19 protein-coding genes are annotated in these 17,543 nt (G+C 72.2%); 8 read left to right on the top strand and 11 right to left on the bottom strand.

The window, feature by feature from the left end; translation table 11 throughout:
- Positions 1 to 11: 11 nt before the first annotated feature.
- The 7 genes from ABEA81_RS31420 to ABEA81_RS31390 are packed head-to-tail and all read right to left on the bottom strand — an operon-like array spanning position 12 to position 8,562.
- Positions 12 to 1,592 carry an N-acyl-D-amino-acid deacylase family protein gene (locus ABEA81_RS31420; RefSeq protein ID WP_345610093.1) on the bottom strand — a complete coding sequence of 527 codons (1,581 nt, stop codon included), beginning with the start codon at positions 1,590 to 1,592 and terminating at the stop codon, positions 12 to 14.
- Positions 1,589 to 2,761 carry a pyridoxal-phosphate dependent enzyme gene (locus tag ABEA81_RS31415; RefSeq protein WP_345610091.1) on the bottom strand — a complete coding sequence of 391 codons (1,173 nt, stop codon included), beginning with the start codon at positions 2,759 to 2,761 and terminating at the stop codon, positions 1,589 to 1,591. Before ABEA81_RS31415 ends, ABEA81_RS31420 begins: the two co-directional genes overlap by 4 nt.
- Positions 2,758 to 3,789 (bottom strand): Gfo/Idh/MocA family protein, encoded by a 1,032-nt coding sequence (locus ABEA81_RS31410; RefSeq protein WP_345610089.1) that lies wholly within the window; start codon positions 3,787 to 3,789, stop codon positions 2,758 to 2,760. The genes ABEA81_RS31415 and ABEA81_RS31410 overlap by 4 nt, the downstream gene beginning before the upstream one ends.
- 41 nt (positions 3,790 to 3,830) lie before the next feature.
- On the bottom strand, positions 3,831 to 5,264 hold the full coding sequence (locus ABEA81_RS31405; RefSeq protein WP_345610087.1) for an aldehyde dehydrogenase family protein: 1,434 nt from the start codon (positions 5,262 to 5,264) through the stop codon (positions 3,831 to 3,833).
- A gap of 34 nt (positions 5,265 to 5,298) precedes the next feature.
- Complete coding sequence (locus tag ABEA81_RS31400; RefSeq protein ID WP_345610085.1) at positions 5,299 to 6,120, bottom strand: carbohydrate ABC transporter permease; 822 nt, start codon at positions 6,118 to 6,120, stop codon at positions 5,299 to 5,301.
- Positions 6,117 to 7,061, bottom strand: coding sequence for a carbohydrate ABC transporter permease (locus tag ABEA81_RS31395; protein WP_345610083.1), 945 nt, complete (start codon positions 7,059 to 7,061; stop codon positions 6,117 to 6,119). The genes ABEA81_RS31400 and ABEA81_RS31395 overlap by 4 nt, the downstream gene beginning before the upstream one ends.
- A gap of 22 nt (positions 7,062 to 7,083) precedes the next feature.
- Complete coding sequence (locus ABEA81_RS31390; RefSeq protein ID WP_345610081.1) at positions 7,084 to 8,562, bottom strand: ABC transporter substrate-binding protein; 1,479 nt, start codon at positions 8,560 to 8,562, stop codon at positions 7,084 to 7,086.
- A gap of 205 nt (positions 8,563 to 8,767) precedes the next feature.
- On the opposite strand from ABEA81_RS31390, the gene ABEA81_RS31385 reads away from it, so the two are divergent.
- Entirely contained in the window at positions 8,768 to 9,334 is a 567-nt protein-coding gene (locus tag ABEA81_RS31385) for a VanZ family protein (protein ID WP_345610079.1), read from the top strand.
- Positions 9,335 to 9,602: 268 nt separating this feature from the next.
- Here ABEA81_RS31385 and ABEA81_RS31380 read toward each other — a convergent pair whose 3' ends face one another.
- Positions 9,603 to 10,058, bottom strand: a complete 456-nt coding sequence (locus ABEA81_RS31380; RefSeq protein WP_345610077.1) for a VOC family protein — start codon at positions 10,056 to 10,058, stop codon at positions 9,603 to 9,605.
- Positions 10,059 to 10,096: 38 nt separating this feature from the next.
- Positions 10,097 to 11,038 carry a DUF5996 family protein gene (locus ABEA81_RS31375; protein WP_345610075.1) on the bottom strand — a complete coding sequence of 314 codons (942 nt, stop codon included), beginning with the start codon at positions 11,036 to 11,038 and terminating at the stop codon, positions 10,097 to 10,099.
- Positions 11,039 to 11,057: 19 nt separating this feature from the next.
- Between ABEA81_RS31375 and ABEA81_RS31370 the strand changes: the two genes are divergently transcribed.
- Positions 11,058 to 11,927 carry a type 2 periplasmic-binding domain-containing protein gene (locus ABEA81_RS31370; protein ID WP_345610073.1) on the top strand — a complete coding sequence of 290 codons (870 nt, stop codon included), beginning with the start codon at positions 11,058 to 11,060 and terminating at the stop codon, positions 11,925 to 11,927.
- On the opposite strand, the gene ABEA81_RS31365 is transcribed toward ABEA81_RS31370, so the two are convergent.
- Positions 11,876 to 12,592, bottom strand: a complete 717-nt coding sequence (locus ABEA81_RS31365) for a TIGR03943 family putative permease subunit (RefSeq protein WP_345610071.1) — start codon at positions 12,590 to 12,592, stop codon at positions 11,876 to 11,878. The genes ABEA81_RS31370 and ABEA81_RS31365 overlap by 52 nt on opposite strands.
- Entirely contained in the window at positions 12,589 to 13,506 is a 918-nt protein-coding gene (locus ABEA81_RS31360; protein WP_425570757.1) for a permease, read from the bottom strand. The genes ABEA81_RS31365 and ABEA81_RS31360 overlap by 4 nt, the downstream gene beginning before the upstream one ends.
- A gap of 246 nt (positions 13,507 to 13,752) precedes the next feature.
- Here ABEA81_RS31360 and ABEA81_RS31355 point away from each other — a divergent pair, with 246 nt between their 5' ends.
- From ABEA81_RS31355 to ABEA81_RS31335, 6 genes are all read left to right on the top strand, one after another.
- A complete protein-coding gene (locus tag ABEA81_RS31355; protein ID WP_345610067.1) occupies positions 13,753 to 15,477 on the top strand; it encodes a sulfatase-like hydrolase/transferase in 1,725 nt (574 codons plus the stop codon).
- A gap of 45 nt (positions 15,478 to 15,522) precedes the next feature.
- Complete coding sequence (locus ABEA81_RS31350) at positions 15,523 to 15,825, top strand: SDR family NAD(P)-dependent oxidoreductase (RefSeq protein ID WP_345610065.1); 303 nt, start codon at positions 15,523 to 15,525, stop codon at positions 15,823 to 15,825.
- Positions 15,726 to 16,046: an SDR family NAD(P)-dependent oxidoreductase gene (locus ABEA81_RS42795; RefSeq protein WP_425570752.1), complete on the top strand. Its 321-nt coding sequence runs from the start codon at positions 15,726 to 15,728 to the stop codon at positions 16,044 to 16,046. Before ABEA81_RS31350 ends, ABEA81_RS42795 begins: the two co-directional genes overlap by 100 nt.
- Before the next feature lie 44 nt (positions 16,047 to 16,090).
- Entirely contained in the window at positions 16,091 to 16,507 is a 417-nt protein-coding gene (locus ABEA81_RS31345; RefSeq protein WP_345610063.1) for a DUF6069 family protein, read from the top strand.
- Positions 16,508 to 16,525: 18 nt separating this feature from the next.
- Entirely contained in the window at positions 16,526 to 16,885 is a 360-nt protein-coding gene (locus ABEA81_RS31340; RefSeq protein WP_345610061.1) for a YciI family protein, read from the top strand.
- 73 nt (positions 16,886 to 16,958) lie between these two features.
- On the top strand, positions 16,959 to 17,537 hold the full coding sequence (locus ABEA81_RS31335; protein WP_345610059.1) for a dihydrofolate reductase family protein: 579 nt from the start codon (positions 16,959 to 16,961) through the stop codon (positions 17,535 to 17,537).
- Positions 17,538 to 17,543 lie beyond the last annotated feature (6 nt).

Raw genomic sequence — 17,543 nt, 5'->3', positions numbered from 1 at the left:
CACGACCCGGGTCAGCGCCGGCGCAGCAACCGGCCCGCGGGCTCACCGGTCACCTCCCCGTGCCGGCCGAGGACCACGCGTCCACCCATCACGACGAGCTCCAGGCCGTCGGGCGAGTTCCGGGGATCCTCGAACGTGGCACGGTCGTGCCACCGGCCGGGGTCCAGCACGACCAGGTCGGCGACCGCGCCCGGGCGCAGCTCCCCGCGGTCGGCGAGCCCGAACCGGCGCGCCGGCAGCCCGGCGATCCGGTGGGCGGCCGTGGCCGGGTCCCACGGCCTGCCGTCGCCGGTGTAGCTCTCCAGGACGCGCGGGAAGGTCCCGTACAGGCGGGGGTGCACGTATCCGGAACCACCGGGCAGCCCGTCGGTGCCGATCATCGTGTACGGCCAGCGCATCGCCTGCTCGACACCGCCGGGGTCGGTCTGGAACAGCACGGCCGTGAGCAGACCGTTCTCCTCCAGCAGCAGATCGGCCAGGCACTCTCCGGGCTCCTGGCCGCGGTCGCCCGCGATGGCCGCGAGCGGCGCACCCTCGTAGCGGGCGGACGCCTGGGCGGTGAACCCGGCGAGCAGGATCCGGTCGGGGCCGAGGCACCGCAGGTAGTTCTCCACCCGGGGCCACGGGCGGTCGAGCTCCGCGAGCAGGGCGGCCCGGGACGTCCGGTCCCGCAACGCCCCGAGCAGCGAGGTGAGCCCGTCGGCGAGGGCGGACGGGGGGAACAGCGTTGCGGCCGTGGTGCTGCCCGCGGTGTACGGGTAGACGTCCGCCGTCACGTCGAGCCCGGCCGCCCGGTAGGAGCCGAGCAGCTCCAGCGCGCGCGGCATGGAGCCGGCGGCCTCCGGACCGGTGACCTTGAGGTGGCTGATCTGCAGGCCGCACCCGGCCCGCTGGGCGACGTCGCAGACCTCGCGCAGCGAGTCGAGCAGCTGCCCCGCCTCGTTGCGCACGTGCGCGACGAGGAGCCGCCCGTGGCGCGCGACGACCTCGGCGAGCGCCCCGAGCTCGTCCGGGGCGGCGGCGTTGCCGGGCGCGTACATCAGGCCGAGCGACAGCCCCGCTCCCCCGGCGGCGAGGGCGTCGGAGAGCAGGCCGGCCATGCCGTCGACCTCGCCGGCCGAGGCCGCCCGCGCTCCGGCTCCCATGACGGCCGCCCGCAGCGGGCCGTGCGGGACGAGGGCCGCGACGTTCGTCGTCCGCGGCGCCGCGGCCACCGCGTCCAGGTAGTCGCCGAACGTCGCGAACACCCGGCCCGGGGCGCGGCCGATGACCGGTGCCGAGTAGTCGGCCAGCACGCCGCCCGCCGTCGGGGCCGGGCCGTGCCCGCAGTTCCCGACGACGACCGTGGTGACGCCCTGCCGCAGCTTGGGCAGGCACCCGGCGGGATCCAGGACCGCGAGGTCGTCGTGGGCGTGGACGTCGATGAACCCCGGCAGGACGTACCGGCCCGCGACGTCCACGACCTCGGTGCCCTCGCCCGCCGCCAGATCGGGTCCGAGCGCCGCGATGCGCTCCCCGTCGAGGAGCACGTCGCAGGTTCCGCGGTCGGCTCCCGTCCCGTCGAGCACCCGGCCGCCGCGCAGCAGCATCATCGGGCGCGCGCCGTGACGTGGTCGACCGCCTCGCCCACCGACGTGACCACCGTGGCGGGCGCCGCGGACGTGGGCGGGTGCTTGAGGCCGTGCCCGGTGAGCAGGCACACGACCCGCTCCGCGGGGGCCAGCCCCCCGCCCGCTCCCAGGGAGAGCAGCGCCGCGACGGCCGTGGCGGCGGCGGGCTCCACGTCGATCCCCTCCTGCTCGGCGAGCAAGGCCCGTGCCGCCGCCGTGTCCTCGTCGGGCAGCGCGACGGCCGCGCCGCCCGTCTCCCCCACCGCCCGCAGGGTGACGGTCCCGTCGCCGGCGTACCCGCGCAGCGGGTCGTCGAGTCCGGAGACCGCGGTGCGCACGTCGTCCCACTCCCGCACGGCGGCGGCTCCCGCCGCGAACGCACGGGCGACCGGCGCGCAGCCCTCGGGCTGGGCCGCGACCAGCGCAGGCACCCGAGCCGCCCTGCCGGCGGCGACCGCGTCCTCGAAACCGGTCCGCACGCCGTGCACGAGGGGCCCCGCGCTGGTCGGGACGACGACGCGGTCGACCGGCGCGGGCAGCTGCTCGACCAGCTCGTACGCGACCGTCCGCAGCCCGGTGACGGCCGCCGGGTTGACGTAGGTCGTGGTCACGTTCGCGAACCCGAGCTCCGCCGCGAGGTCGACGGCGAGGGCGAACGACCTGCTGTAGTCGCCGGGGACGAGCACCTGCACGGCCCCGTACGCGGCGATCGCCGCGAGCTTCCCGGGCGGTGCGCCCTCGGGACAGACGACGACGGCCGGCAGACCTGCGCGGGCCGCGTAGGCGGCCGCCGATGCGGCCGCGTTGCCGCTGGACCCGCAGACGATCCCGCCGGCGCCCCGGCGCACGGCGTCGGCGACGCCCACGGCCACCGCGCGGTCCTTGAACGAACCGGTGGGGTTGAGGTGGTCGAGTTTCAGCCAGACCTCGGCGACCCCGGCCGCGGCCGCCAGCCGCGGTGCGCCGAGCAGCGGCGTCCCGCCCTCCCCGAGCGAGAGGTGCTCGGTGCCCGCAGGCAGCGGCAGCAGGTCGGCCCACCGCCACACCCCCGGCCCCCGCCCCGGCCGGACCGGGGGGACGGGACCGTCCCGGTCGAGCAGGTCGACGCCTGCCGGTCCGGCTCGCAGGCGCCAACCGGCGGGGGGCGTCACGACAGGACGTCCGCCAGTTCGACGGGCGACCCGGTCTCGAGCGACCGCTCCGCGGCGTGGATGGTCGCGGTGTTGAGCAGGCCCTCCTCGAACGTGCACTCGGGGGTGACGTCGTCGAGGACGCAGTCGACGAGGTACCTCATGGGGGCGTACATGAAGTGGTCGAGCTGCCCCCAGCGGTTCTTCTTCCCCAGCGGGACCCACGGGTAGGAGTAGCCCTCCTGCGTCGCGAAGGAGATGCCCGAGAAGTCCTGGTCGTACTCGATGCGGGCCTTCGAGCCGTACATCGTCATGTGGCAGTCGGTCACGCTCGGGTTGCTGTTCGGCACGACCCAGGACGTCTCGAGCGTCGCGTGGGCGCCGCTGTCGAACGTCACCATCGTCTGCATGCAGTCCCAGGCGTCGATGCCCTCGGCTGCGAGGATGCCCTTGTGGCCGTTCGCGTACACTCGCACCGGCCTCGCGTCGAAGATCCATCCCATGAGGTCGAGGATGTGCGGGTAGAGGAACCAGTGCGGCCCGCTCTTCCCGGCCCACGAGAGCCACTTCTGCGCGACCTCGATGATGTCCGACAGCCGGATGTAACCCATCAGCGGCTTCCCGACCTGGCCGGACTCGACGGCCTCCTTGATCATCGTCCACTGCGGGTCCCAGCGCAGGTGGTAGTCCACCATCGCCTTGCCGGAGCTCTTCGCCGCGATGGCGGCGAGCTCCTTCGCCTCGTCGACGTCGGTCGTCAGCGGCTTCTCGACCAGGACGTTCTTGCCCGCTTCCAGCAGCGCCTTGACCGGCCCGAAGTGCGCGTGGTCCGGCGTCGCCACGCTGAAGGTCGTGATGTCGCTGGACACCAGCTCGGCGACGTCGGTCGTGTAGTCGCAGCCGAAGGTCTCGGCGACCGACTTGGCGCGCGACTCGTCGAGGTCGCAGACGACCTCGAGGTTCGCGCGGTGGTAGTCGCCGTAGACGAGGGGGTGGTTCTGGCCCCACATCCCCAGGCCGACCACGCCGACGTCGAGGGTTCCGCTCATCCTGGTTCCTCCTGCGTGTACTGCTGTGCGGGCCGGGCGCCTCAGAACGACGAGGTCCCGAACGTGATGGTCTTGATCTCCGTCATCTCCAGCAGGGTGTGCATGCCGCCCAGGCGCCCGGTCCCGCTGAGGGTTCCGCTGCCACCGCCGAACGGGACGTGGATCTCCCACCACGTGCTGGAGTCGTTGATGTTGACGATTCCGGTGCGCAGCTCCTCGGCGACCGCGAACGCGCGCCGGGCGCTGCGCGACCAGACCGAGGCGACGAGCCCGAACTCCGGCCCCGACGCGATGTCGAGGGCCTCCTCGGCGGAGTCGACCGGGACGAGCGGGACGATCGGCCCGAACGACTCCTCGCGGACCAGCCGGGCCTGCGGGGGAACGCCGGACAGCACCGTCGGCTCGTAGAACAGCCCGGAGCGGGCGCCCCCGGTCAGCGTCGTCGCCCCGCGCTCGACGGCGTCGGCGACGTGGTCGTCCATCTTGGTCGCGACGCCGTCGTTGTTGAGGGGACCCATCGTGGTGTCCCCGTCGGTTCCCGGGCCGAGGACGACGTCGCGCACGCGGTCGGCGAGCAGCCGGGCCAGCTCGTCGTGCGCGCCGCGCTCGACGAGGACCACCTCGGTGGCGGCGCAGGTCTGGCCGGCGTTGAAGAACGCGCCGCTTGCGATGGCGACCGCGGCCGCCTCGAGATCGGCGTCGTCGAGCACGATCGTCGGCCCGTTGCCGCCGAGCTCCAGCAGCTGCGCCTTGCCGGCGGCCCGCCGTGCGATGTGCGCCCCGGTCGCGGAGCTGCCGGTGAACCCGACGCCGTGGACGTCCGGGTGCGCCACGGCGGCGTCCCCGACCACCGGGCCGGGACCGGTCACGAGGTTCAGCGTTCCGGCCGGCAGGCCGGCGGAGGCGATGATCCGGGTGAACAGGACCGCGACGTGGCTGGTCGTCGGGGCCGGGACCCAGACGACCGCGTTCCCGGTGGCCAGGGCGGGCGCCAGGTACTCCGTCGGGATGTTGACCGGGAAGTTCCACGGGGTGACGACCGCGTACACGCCGCGGGCGACACGCCGGCTGAGCACGCGCTTGTCCGGGTCGGACACCGGGGTGATCGTGCCGTCGAGGTGCCGGACGTGCCCCGCGGCGGCGCGGAAGCCCAGTGCCGCCGTCACGACCTCGCCCTCCGCTTCGGCCAGCGGCTTGCCCTGCTCCGCGCTGAGCGCCCGGGCCAGCGGACCCGCCTGCGCCTCGATGGCGGCGGCGACGGCTTCGCACCACCCGGCGCGGGTCTCGACACCGCTGCGCCGCAGCCGGGGGGCGACGGCGGCCGCCGCGGCCACCGCCCGGTCCACGTCGTCCGGCGTGCCCTCCTGCAGCGTCGCGACCCGCTCCCCGGTGGCCGGGTCGGTCGAGGCGAAGGTGCGGCCGCTGTCCGAGCGCACCCATTCCCCGCCGATGTACAGCAGGCAGTCCTCGCTCACGACAAGGATGTCCTCTCTCGCGCGGTCGGGCGGATCAGCCCTTGACGGCACCGAAGGTGAGGCCGCTGACGATGTGCCTGCGGAACGCGAAGAACAGCAGCATCGGCACGAGCATGCTGACCACGGCGGTGGCGCCGATGTAGCTCCAGGAGACACCGCTGGTGGCGAAGAAGCTCAGCGCGCGCACCGTCAACGGCACCGTCTCGCCGCCGGTCAGCGGCATGGCGAACAACAGGTTGTTCCAGCAGAAGCAGAACGCGAAGATCGCCGAGACGAGCAGGCCCGGACGGACCACGGGCAGCAGCACGCTCCACAGCACGCGCGGGCGGCTGCAGCCGTCCATCATCGCCGCCTCCTCGAGCTCCACCGGGAGCTCTTCGAAGAAGCCGCGCAGCAGCAGGACCGCGAGCGGCAGCGCGAACGTCTGGAAGGCGATGACGACCGCCAGATCGGTGCCGATGACCCCGATGCGGGCCAGGAGGATGAACAGCGGGATGACGAACACCACGGGCGGGGCGAGCATCAGCCCGAGGTACCAGGCACCGATGACCTGGCGTCCCCGGTACTCGAACCGGGTGAGCCCGTAGCAGGCCAGCGTCGCGAGCGGCAGGGCGACGGCGGTGGCCCCCAGCGACTGGATCAGGCTGGACACCAGCCCGTTCATGCCGGGCCCGCCCGGGCCGAAGACGTACCCGAAGGCGCCGAGGTCGGGGACGAACGAGAAGTCGAGCGGGTTCGCGACGGTGATGTCCGACGGCCGGATCGCCAGCACGAGCAACCACAGGACGGGAACCGCGAACAACGCGGTGACGATCCACATCAGCACCTGCAGCGGCCAGGAGCGCTTGCCGGTCATGCGTTCCTCCGGTTCGTCACCACGAGGTAGACGTTCACGAGCACCGCCACGACGACGCTGGCGACCCAGGTCATCGCCGAGGCGAGGCCGATGTTGTAGTCGGAGAGACCCGTGAAGTAGATGTCCAGGCCGAGCGTGGTCGTGCTCGTTCCGGGGCCGCCGCGGGTCTGGACGTAGAAGATGTCGAAGACGTTGACGCTCTGGATGAACCGCAGGATCGCCACCGTCGCCAGCGTGCTGCCGATGAGCGGCAGCACCATCGACCACAGCACGCGGACGGTGCCCGCACCGTCCAACCGCGCGGCCTCGACGACCTCTCCGGGGACGCCCTGCATGGCTGCGAGCACGATGAGCGTGACGAACGGCGTCCACTGCCACACGTCCGTGACCGCGACGGCGAGCATCGCGGTACCCGGGTCACCGAGCAGTCCCCCCTCGGGCGTCCCGATGCCGATCGCCGACAGCACGTTCGGCACGAGCCCGGTCGCCGGGTCGTACATGCTGCGGAAGGCCAACCCGGCCACGGCGGGCGCGATCGCCACCGGCATGACCAGGACGCTGCGCGCGACCCCGGTGCCCGGCAGGTCGAGCCGGAGCAACAGGGCGAGCAGCACCCCCAGCACGACCTCGACGACCGTGACGCACCCGGCGAACAGGAGCGTCCGGGCGATGGAGCCGAGGAAGGTGGCGTCGGTCAGCGCGGCCCCGTAGTTGTCGAGCCCGACGAACCCGCGGGGGTCGAGGTCCACGCCGAGGTTGTAGAACCGCAGGCTGTTGACCAGCGCGTAGACCTGCGGGAACAGGCTGACCGCCAGCAGGACCAGCACGGACGGCAACAGCCACGGACCGGGTCCCGCGCGCCAGGGCCTGCGCCGGGCGCGCGGGCCGGGCGGGACCTCGACGGGCTCCACGGCTCGACGGGTGAGGACGCCCTCCGTCATCTCGGCTCCTGTCCGGTGTCGGTCATGCGGAGAGTGCGACGAGCCGGTCCTGCATCGCCTGCTGCGTGTCGGCGTAGCTGCTGCCGGAGAACGGGACGAACTGCTCGTCGGTCATGATCTGCTCGGCGGCGCGCTGGATCGCGTCGGCCGTCTCCCGGGCCGGGACGTCGGAGCCGAGCATCCGGTTGAGCTCCCGGCCGATCTGCGTCTCCAGCGTCGTGTAGTTCTGCACCGGCGGCCGGACCTGCTTGCCGTCACCCTGCTGCATCGCGGCGAGCTGGGCGGGCAGGTAGGGATAGGCGGCGACCAGCTCGTCGTCGTCGTACAGGCTGCTGCGGGCGAAGTCGGCGAACTGCCGCATGGGCAGCAACGCCATCTTCCGCTGGGTCTCCTTGCTCGTCGCCCACTTGATGAACGTCCACGCCTGTTCCTGCTTCTCGCTGCGCGCGCCGATGCCGAAGGCGTAGCCGCCGATGTTGCCGACCTGCTGCTGCCCGGGCTGGACGGGCAGCACACCGAGCGCGTAGTCGTCGACGACCGCGGACTCCACCTCGCCCATGTACTCGGTGCGCTGCACCAGGTACGCATAGGCGGTCCAGTGGTAGAAGATCCCGACGTTCCCGGCGCCGAACGCCGTTCCGGCGTCGAACCACAGGTAGTTGATCGCCTCGGGCGGCGAGCAGGCGAAAAGGTCCTTCCAGAACTGCAGCGACGCCACGCTCTGCTCGCCGGCGAACTGCGGGGTGAAGTCCCACGGGGTGTCGGCGGGGAACCGCCGGAACCAGCGGGCCCCCTTGCTGGCCGCGACCTGGCTGTACATGTGCGTCACGGGCTGGGGACCGGACCCGCACACGACCGTGCCGTGCATCCTGGTGCCGGCGACGTCGGTGCCGTCGATGGCGCGGACGCAGCGCAGGTACTCGTCCCACGTCCACCCCGCGTCGGGCACCGAAGGCGGCGGTTGCAGGCCGAGCGCGGCGAAGACGCTCGGGCGGTAGAGCACGGCGCTGGTGTAGGCGGCCACCGGCAGCGTGTAGAGCCCGCCGCGCCACTCGCTGAGGCTGTACAGCGTCGACGGCACGAAATCGGCGACGTCGACCTCCGCCGCGTCCCGGCGGACGAGATCGGTCAGGTCCAGCAGCCACTCGTTCTCGGCGAACCGCGAGAGCCACATCGAGTCCGGGGAGATGACGTCGATGTCGGTCTGCCCGGTGAGGAAGGAGTTCGTGGCCCGGGCGTTCAGGGTGTCGTAGTCCGGGCCCTCGAGGCTCACCTTGATGCCGGTCTGCGCCTCGAACTCCGGCAACAGCGACTGGACGGCGTAGAAGAACGGGTCGCCGAGCGAGAGCACGTTGAGCGTGTCCGGGCTGCTGCCGGTCCGCAGCCCGCAGCCGGACAAGGCAGTGCTCAGAGCCCCGGCCGCCGCGGCACCGAGCAGACCTCGCCGCGAGATGCGCGGCCCGGTCCATCCCGGCTGCGGCTCTGGGTGCCAGGTGCTCATGGCGGTGAAGGCAACCAGGCGACGACCTCCGGGCGCACCGTGGAATGCCACGACGTTCGGCGTCGATCTTCGTGGTATCCGACGACGCACCGCGCGTGTCGCCCGGAGCGGGCACATATCGTCGGCATGTCGAGAACCGCATACGTGCCGGCAACACCACGTCGCCTTCACTGGCGGCCATGGACCGGTGCGAAGGGAAGGCAGCATGATCGCGGAGGGGTACCGCTGGTTCGGCACGTTCACCGGCGTGGCCCTCCTGACGGTGGCCACACTGCCGGTGGTCGTGCTGCTGGTGTGTGCTCTGGCCGCTCGTCGGAGTGCCACGGGCACCGCGCCGGCGTGGGCGTGGCGCAGGTCGCTGGCCGAGGCCGGCATCGTCTACGGGACGGTGCCGTGGGTCTGGATGACCATGCTGCCGGGCAGCCGGGCCGGTGAGATCGCCGGCCGGGTGAGCCCGGTGCCGCTGCTGGACCTGCTCACGATGGGGCCGGCCCAGATCGTCGGCAACCTGCTGGTGTTCGCGGCGCTGGGGTTCTTCGCCCCGCTGCGGTTCGCGGCGCTGGCCTCGGTACCGCGGATCCTGGCGCTCGCGGCGAGCTGCTCGGCGCTGGTCGAGGTCGCGCAGTACGTCCTGCAGCTGGACCGGGTGTCCTCCGTGGACGACGTCCTGCTCAACGCCGCCGGCGCCGGACTGGCCGCGCTGGCCTCGCACCGTTGGTGGCGGACGCCGGGCCGAACGTCGGTCCAGAGCACCGCGCCGAGCTTGCGGTAGGCGGCGTATACGCCGGGCAGCACGGCGGCGAGCGCTGTTGGTGGGCAGCGGGCCACCGAGCGCGAGGCGGCCGTCCTGGACGAACGCCCCACCCTCGCCGATGCCGCAGTAGCCGAGCCCTTCGAGGCAGAGGCTCGCCCCCGGGTAGCGGTGCTCGGTGGCGAACTACCCCGAGGACGTCGAGCACGATGGCCGGTCTCGCCGGACCGCGGGACGGGTCAAGCGCCTTCCGGACGCCGCCAGTCGGTTGCCGAGCGGCGCGGCCGTGTCAGGTGCCGTCCGGTGTGGGGTCGGCGTAGATACCTTCGAGCATGCCCGTGGCTTGGCCGATCTCGACGAGGTAGCCGTCCGGATCGCGGAGGTAGCAGCGCAGCTCGGCCTTGCGGTCCACGGGCTCGGTGAGGAACTGCGCTCCCTTGGCGGTGGCGGCCTCGTAGAAGGCGGCGATGTCGGCGACCCGGACGTTGAGGAATGCCGACACCGGGTCCCCGGGCTTCGGCGGGGTCAGCGTGACCTCGGGCTTGTCCGGGGTCGGCCCTCCACCCGGGTTCATGATGATCCAGCCGTTGGCGATCCGGACGATGGCCGGGTTCTCCTCCAGCACCACCTGACCGCCGAAGACGTCGGCGTAGAAGTCGCGGGAACGTGCGACGTCGTGCACGGTCAGGAAGTGGGTCAGGACCAGCCCCTCGGTCGGGGCCGGCAGGTTGCTGCGGTCGGGCATCGTCGCCTCTCCTCTCCGCGGCCCGAGTTCGGTCGCCGTTACCGGTGGCCGGCCAAGCGGTGCGGGTCGTCCTCGAGCGCCTGCCGGTCCCACTTCCCGAGCTCGGCGGCCGCCTCGTAGCTGGTGCGCAGGAACTCGCTCACCGCTCGGTCCGGGTCGGCCGCGGTCCGCACCGCCTCGTACGGCAGCAGGAACTGCCCGAACTCGTCGCTGAAGTAGGCCTCCGCAGGCCCCACCGGGTACTCCCGGAACCCTTCGGGCTCGGGATAGGCGTAGGCGTAGAAGGCGCCCTCCGCGCCGCCGCCCGGCCAGAACCCGCAGCTCGACAGCTCGCGCGAGTAGCCCTCGACCATCACCCAGTCCGCGCAGTTCGGGGCGCCGCCCGGGTGCGCGGGCGCGAGCCTGCCGGAGAACCGGGTGCAGGCGAGGTCCATCGCGCCCCACCAGAAGTGGACCGGGCTGACCTTGCCGACGAAGTGCGACCGGAACTCGCCGATCACCCGGGCGGCCTGCAGCAACTGCCGCCAGAACAGCTGGGCGGCGTCGGGGTCGTACGAGGCGTGCGTGTGGTCCTCGGCGAAGGGGATCGCCGGGTCCACCTCGTTGGGCCGCGCGGAGATGCGCGTCTCGAGCCCCAGGTCGGACAACGCGCCCATGACGCGGTCGAAGAACAGCGCGACCGGCATCGCCTCGAGGGCGATCGCGCGGCTGCCCCCGTCGCTCGCGCGGATGAGCAGCTGGTGGCCGACGAAGTCGAACTCGATGTCGAACGCCCGGGAGCCGTACGGGATCGTCGAGGTGGTCAGCCCGCGCGGGCTGATGTACAGCGTGACCTGCCACCAGTGGTTCAGCAGCGGCGCGTGGGCCATCCGGATCTTGCCCACGATCTGGAGCCACATGTGCAGGGTGTCGCGGGTGGGGCCCCAGTCCGCGACCCGCAGGCTCGGCCAGCCCGTCGTCGCGCTGTTCGCTGCTGTCACCGGCACTGCCTCTCGTCGGATGGACACGGGCGTCGAACGGCTATCCGCCATGGCCGCCGGCGAAACGCTCCCCGGTCGCGCGAGCCTCACCGAGCTCGCCGCGGCGAGCGCCCTCCCCCCGCCCGACGTGCGGGGCTCCTGTCGCAGCGGTCCGACAGCGAGGAGGGTAGCGACGCCGAGCACGGGTACGACAGCCACGGCCGCGAAGCCGGCGCCGCCGAACGCCCTTGACGACCAAGTCGATGCCCAGGGAGAACTCCCACGTCGCGATCGGAGGGCCAACAGCGCTGATACGTGCTGTGCCCAGAGGTCGAACAGCGTGGCGATGGCCGAAGCGACGAGTAGCGGCGCGCGGCAGCTCGTGGCGAAGGACGAGAGCTACTACGCCGACGAGGGTGTCGACGTCGAGTTCGTGACGAAGGGCTACGCGAACGCCGGCATCGCCCCGCTGGAGGACCACGAGCTGCTGAGCTCGTTCGGCGCCACGAAGAGCCACTTCGAGAGCGGCGAGGCTTCGCTGTACCGGGCGTGCGAGTGGGGTCAGATCCGTCGCGTCCAGGACACCACGATCGGCGGCCGCGTCGTGAGCAAGCGCGCGGCCGTGAACAGCCAGGCGATCATGGTGCGTCCGGACGCCCCGGGGAACCACCCGCAGGACCTCGCGACCACGAGGTACTGGCCGGGCACGCGGCCAGGCCGCTCACCTGCCGGTGGACGTGCGGCACGACCGAACTCCAGCGGCCATGATCATTGCGTCGGCGCGAAAGCGCGCGGATCCGGCCGGAGAACACCCACCGAAACGAGGACGGTGTCGAGGTCGGTCTTCACGAACTCCGATCAGAACCGGCTCTCGTATTCGTCGTCCGGAGCAGGAACCGGTCGCGCCTGAACGACATCGATGTACGGGATGACGCCGTTGTTGATGGGGTCTGTGGTCTGTTCGGCGGTGTAGGTGCCGGTGATCTCGTACCAGCTGTCGGGCTGCAGGATGGGAGGTATCCGGCCGGTGAGGCCGACCTTCACGGGTTGGGCGTCGGCGGCGCAGCAGTTGAGGACCATGCGGACGAGGTAGGGCGTGCCGCCCTCGTCGAGGCTGATGAACCCCGACGTGGTGATCTGCCGGTCGCCGATGGAGCTCCCGTGGTCGAAGACAGCGCGACCCGCGTAGTCGACCAGGCCGAGTCGTACCGGGTCGCCCGCGGGGAGAGCAGAGAGGTCCCAGGGCGCGTGCAGGGCTGTGCCGGTGCGCACGGCCACGTAGGAGCCCGGTGGGGGTGGCGCGACGAAGATCAGCGCTAGCAGGGGCAGGACGAGGAGCCACGCGATCCGCGGCTCGCGGTGCTCGTGCTCGGTGTGCTGCCCGACAGCCGCGCGCGGGCGCCGCCATTCGAACCAGGTGGTGACGATGGCGGCGACGATGAGAACGGCGCCGGACGCGAGCAGCAGCGGGAGCAGGGCGGACTTGACGTAGCGCAGGTAGAGATCGGTGAGGCCTGCGTACAGGACGGCTCCCCCGAGGAGGAACAGCACGCTCGCCTGCGCGGTCCGGTTCACAGCAGTACCGCCCCGACCACGGCCGCCGTCAGGACGGCCAGCGCGAACGTGGTGGGGGCGAACCGCAGCGCGAATCCGCGGCCGAACGTGGCGGCCTGCATGGCGAACAGCTTGAGGTCGATCATCGGTCCGACCACGAGAAAAGCCAGCTGGGCCGTGGGCGAGAACTGGGGCAGCGACGCGACGACGAATGCATCCGCCTCGGAACAGATCGACAGCAGCACCGCGAGGACCGCCAGGGTGAGGATCGACACCACGGGGATCCCGGCGGCGGTGTAGAGCCAGCTCGCCGGTATCACGGTCTTGAGCGTGGCGGCGGCCATCGCGCCGACGACGAGGAAGCCGCCGGCATGCATCACGTCGTGGCGCACGGATCCCCAGAACGCCGCCGCCCTGCCGGAACCGGCGGACGACGGCCGGGTCGGTGGGCGCAGCCAGTCGGTGCGGCCCACCCGCTGCCACAGCCAGCCCATCACGCACGCGACGAGCAGGCTCGCCACGAACCGGGCGAGCACCATGCGCGGGTCGTCGGGGAACGCGACGGCGGTGGCGGTCAGCACGATCGGGTTGATCGCCGGGGCGGACAGCAGGAACGCCAGCGCCGCGGCGGGGGTGACGCCCTTGCGCACCAGCGCCTCGGCCACCGGGACGGAGGCGCACTCGCACCCGGGAAGGACCATTCCCGCCACTCCGGCGACCGGCACCGCACGGGCGGGGTGCCTCGGCAGCGCACGGGCGAGGAACGAAGGTGGGACGAACACCGCGATGATCGCCGAGAGCAGCACCCCGAGGACGAGGAAGGGCAGTGCCTGCACGACGACCGCGACGAACACGGTCGTCCAGCCCTGCATCACCGGTTCGGACAACACCCGGCGGATCGGTCCTTGCCCGGCGACGGCCAGGAGCAACAGCATGCTCAGGACGAGGGTGGAGTTGAACTGCCAGCCCTGCGTCTCGTCCGCCTCGCGCCGAGCGCCCTGCGTCGGCGCAGCGTTGGTGGTCACGGGTGATGCGCCTCCGGGTCGGCGACCGTCGTCGGGTGGCCCCACCCCCAGCACGGATCCCCGGCGGGAAAGGTTCGGCGGCCGGCGGCGGGCTGAACCGGCACGGCCCGGCATCCGTGCTACGGGAGTAGCCCAGCGCGGGAAGGACCCCGGCCGTTGTCACGCAGCACCCGTTCACCGGCACCGCTCCCCGACGAGACGTCCGAACCCGGCCCCGCGGACGGTGGAGCCGCCCGAACCCGCCGCGTCGTTCGGGCTGTCGTCACCGCTCTCGCCGGCATCCTGGTGTTCCTCGCGCTCGCCGCGCCCCGGGAGGCCGGGCAGCTCACCCCGCTCGCGTTCCTGCGGATTCCCGTGGAGAGCGTGGTCGGCCTGGCGATCCTGCTGGTCCTGCCGGAACGTATCCGCCGGGTTGCCGCGCTCGTCGCCGGAGCACTGCTCGGCCTGCTGACCCTGCTCCGGGTGCTGCAGATGGGTTTCCTCGCGATCCTCGCGCGCCCCTTCGACCCGATCTTCGACTGGCCGCAGCTGGCCAGCGGCGCGAGCCTCCTGCACGGCCCGCTCGGCGCAACGGGCGTCGCGGTGGGCGCCGCCGCGGCCGCTGCTGTGCTGGTCGTCCTCACGGCGCTGGCAACCCGGCGCCTGGCGGGCTGTGCGGCCCGGCACCGGACCGCCACAACCCGGCTGGTCGCCGTGGTCACCGCCGCATGGCTCGCCTGCTCCGCGCTCGGCGCACAGCTCGTCGCCCCGGTGCCCGTCGCGGCGAGGAGCGCTGCGGCCAGCGCCTACGAGACCGCCCAGCAGATCGCCACGAGCCTGCACGACCAGCAGGTCTTCGACGAGCAAGCGGCCACGGACCCGTTGCGCGGCATCCCGGACGCGAACCTGCTCACCGCGCTGCGCGGCAAGGATGTCGTCTTCACCTACGTCGAGAGCTACGGGCGCGCCGCGCTGGAGAACCCGGAGTTCGGACCGACCATCACACCGATACTCGACGACGGAACCCGCAGGCTCGCCGCTGCCGGCTTCGGTGCCCGCAGCGGGTTCCTCACCTCATCGGTGACCGGTGGGGGGAGCTGGATGGCGCACGCAACGCTGCAATCGGGCATACGGGTGGCCAACCAGCACAGCTTCGACAAGCTCATCGCTAGCGACCGGCTGACTCTCACGGCTGCGTTCCGGCGCGCGGGCTGGGAGACCGTGGCGGTACAGCCCTCCAGCCTGGGACCGTGGCCGGCCCGTGACTTCTACGGCTTCGACCGGGCCTACGACTCCACGAACCTCGGGAACCGGTCCCGGATCTACGACGGCTTCCAGACGCCCGACCAGTTCACGCTGGCCGCATTCGAACGGGCCGAGCGTGGGCGGCAGGACCGCGGCCCGCTCATGGCCGAGATACCCCTCGTCTCCAGCCACTGGCCGTGGGCGGAGATCCCGCAGCTGCTCGACTGGAGCGCGGTCGGCGACGGCTCGGTGTTCGATCGGCCCGGTGCGGGGCAGAGCGACCCGGCGGACGCCGTCGAGGCCGACCCCGACCGCATGCGCGACGGGTACCGCCGGTCGATCGCGTACTCGCTGTCCGCCCTGATCTCGTACGTGGAGACCTACGGCGACGACAACCTCGTCCTCGTCTTCCTCGGGGACCACCAGGCCGCCCCCTTCGTCACCGGCGACGGCGCAGGCCGAGACGTCCCGATCACGCTCGTCACCCGGGACCCCGCCGTACTCGACGGGGTTGCCGGGTGGGGCTGGCAGAACGGGCTGCGGCCCGACCCCCAAGCGCCGGTCTGGCCGATGGAAGCCTTCCGCGACCATTTCCTGACGGCTTTCGACGCTCGACCAGGGACGCCCGCCGGCGATCCACACGCAGCTCCCCACTGAACGCGCGCACGGGGGCGGTGGAGCAGGCACCGGCTCGTCCGAGGTGTGGCAGCGACGGGTGCCGCGGCCGTGGTCGGGGTCGCGACCGGCGCCGCCCTGACCACCTACATCCGGGCGGACGTGCGCGAGGAGGCCGACGGCCAGCGGTTCGTCGACGCCGTCGCCGAGCGGTACGGCGGGCTGGACGCCTGCTTCAACAACGCCGGAATCACGATCCAGAAGCCGCTGCACGAGTACACGAGCGCCGAGTGGGACGACGTGATCAACACACCGACCTGCGCGGCCGGTTCCTCTCGCTCGACGAGATACCCCACCTCCTCCGGCGGGGTGGCGGCACGGTGGTGGTGACGTCATCGTCGAACGCGATCACGACCTCGGAGGGCAGGGCCGCCTACACCGCGGCGAAGCGAGGGCTCGTCGGAACGGTCGACTCGGCGGCGTTCGACTACGCGGCGCACAACATCCGCGTCAACACCCTGGCCGGCCGCCCCGATGGCGCTAGGAAAAAATCTTGGAGGAAATGCCGCGGCGATGTCGAACCGTGGAGGGCCCGTTCGTGGCCATGGTGAGAGAGCGGCAACCGAGCCGGTCTCCGCACCCACCGGAGGTCCCGATGACCACCACCGTTCCCGCCACCGTCACCCCGGCCGCCCCGGCCGTCGGCCCGCTGCTGCTGACCGGCTCGGGCGCCACGGTCGCCGCCGCGGGCGCCACCGCGCTCGTGGCCGCCGCCGGCGAGGCCGTCGGCATCAGCACGGCCGTCTCCGGCACGCCGATCCCGGCGTCCGGGTTCGCCGTCCTGACGGCGATCTTCTCCGTGCTCGGTCTGGTCATCGCCACGGCCCTGCGGCGGTTCGCCCGCCGTCCGCGCACCGCGTGGCTGCGCACGACCGTCGCGCTCACCGTGCTGTCCTTCGTGCCCGACCTGCTCGCCGACGCCGCCGTCGCCACCAAGATCCTGCTGATGCTGACCCACGTCGTGGCAGCGGCGATCGTGATCCCCGCCGTCGCCCGCCGCCTGCCCGCCTGATCCTCCGAGGAGTTCGCCGTGACGCAGTACCTGCTCGCCGTCCAGTTCGACGAAAGCGCGCCGCCGGAGCCCGAAGAGGAGGTGCGGGCGCAGATGGCCCGGACGGGCCGGGTGACCGCCGAGATGAAGGCCGCCGGTGTGTGGGTGTTCGTCGGCGGCCTCCAGCACTCGCACGCCAGCACGGTCGTCCACCCCTCGGGCGGCACCACCACCCTGACCGACGGCCCGTTCGCCGAGACGAAGGAACAGCTCGGCGGGTTCTGGGTGATCCGGTGCGACGACCTCGACCAGGCGCTGGCCTGGGCCGAGAAGTGCGCGCTGGCCTGCGGGCAGCCGATCGAGGTGCGCCCGTTCGACGACGGGTCGCGCCGTCGCTGACGGATCTGGACCCGCGGCTACCGGGCGGTCGACCGCCCGCCACAACCGATCAACCGCACTCGAGGAGAGCGCCATGACCGCCACCTACACGTTCGACGTCTTCTCCAGCCTCGACGGCTTCGGCGCCGCCGGCGGCGACTGGGGCGGCTACTGGGGCAAACAAGGCCCCGAACTGCTCGACCACCGCCTCGCCCTGTACGGCGAGGAGCAGCGGATGGTCTTCGGTGCGAACACGTATCGGGCCTTCGCGCAGATGCTGGCCGCGAGCACCGAGGAGTCCGATGTCCGTGATCCGTGGGTCACCCGGATGAGAAGCCTGCCGGCAACGGTGGTGTCGACGACGCTGCAAGGACCGCTCGACTGGCCGGACGCGACCGTCGTGAACGGTGACGCCGTCGACGTCGTCGCCCGGCTGAAGGAGGAGTCCGATGTGCCGTTGCGCTCACACGGCAGCCTGTCGATGAACCGGGCCCTGATGGCCGCGGGTCTGGTCGACCGCGTCCAGGTGACGCTCTTCCCCGTGATCACCGGTCGGACCGGGGCGGACCCGATCTTCCGGGGGGCGGCCGACTTCGACCTCGAGCTGATCGAGAGCCGGACGCTCGACGGCCGCACCCAGCAGCTCGTCTACCGGCCCACGCTGCACGTCTGAACGTCG

The organism is Pseudonocardia adelaidensis, assembly GCF_039543345.1.
GTDB classification, from domain to species: Bacteria; Actinomycetota; Actinomycetes; order Mycobacteriales; family Pseudonocardiaceae; genus Pseudonocardia; species Pseudonocardia adelaidensis.
This window is presented reverse-complemented; position numbering and strand designations above follow the sequence as displayed.

Bases quoted from the DNA above. Each gene is read 5' to 3' on its own strand.
- ABEA81_RS31420 (WP_345610093.1), bottom strand. From the start codon at position 1,592: ATGATGCTGCTGCGCGGCGGCCGGGTGCTCGACGGGACGGGAGCCGAC.
- ABEA81_RS31410 (WP_345610089.1), bottom strand. From the start codon at position 3,789: ATGAGCGGAACCCTCGACGTCGGCGTGGTCGGCCTGGGGATGTGGGGC.
- ABEA81_RS31400 (WP_345610085.1), bottom strand. From the start codon at position 6,120: ATGACCGGCAAGCGCTCCTGGCCGCTGCAGGTGCTGATGTGGATCGTC.
- ABEA81_RS31395 (WP_345610083.1), bottom strand. From the start codon at position 7,061: ATGACGGAGGGCGTCCTCACCCGTCGAGCCGTGGAGCCCGTCGAGGTC.
- ABEA81_RS31390 (WP_345610081.1), bottom strand. From the start codon at position 8,562: ATGAGCACCTGGCACCCAGAGCCGCAGCCGGGATGGACCGGGCCGCGC.
- ABEA81_RS31385 (WP_345610079.1), top strand. From the start codon at position 8,768: ATGATCGCGGAGGGGTACCGCTGGTTCGGCACGTTCACCGGCGTGGCC.
- ABEA81_RS31380 (WP_345610077.1), bottom strand. From the start codon at position 10,058: ATGCCCGACCGCAGCAACCTGCCGGCCCCGACCGAGGGGCTGGTCCTG.
- ABEA81_RS31370 (WP_345610073.1), top strand. From the start codon at position 11,058: ATGGACACGGGCGTCGAACGGCTATCCGCCATGGCCGCCGGCGAAACG.
- ABEA81_RS31360 (WP_425570757.1), bottom strand. From the start codon at position 13,506: ATGCTGTTGCTCCTGGCCGTCGCCGGGCAAGGACCGATCCGCCGGGTG.
- ABEA81_RS31345 (WP_345610063.1), top strand. From the start codon at position 16,091: ATGACCACCACCGTTCCCGCCACCGTCACCCCGGCCGCCCCGGCCGTC.
- ABEA81_RS31335 (WP_345610059.1), top strand. From the start codon at position 16,959: ATGACCGCCACCTACACGTTCGACGTCTTCTCCAGCCTCGACGGCTTC.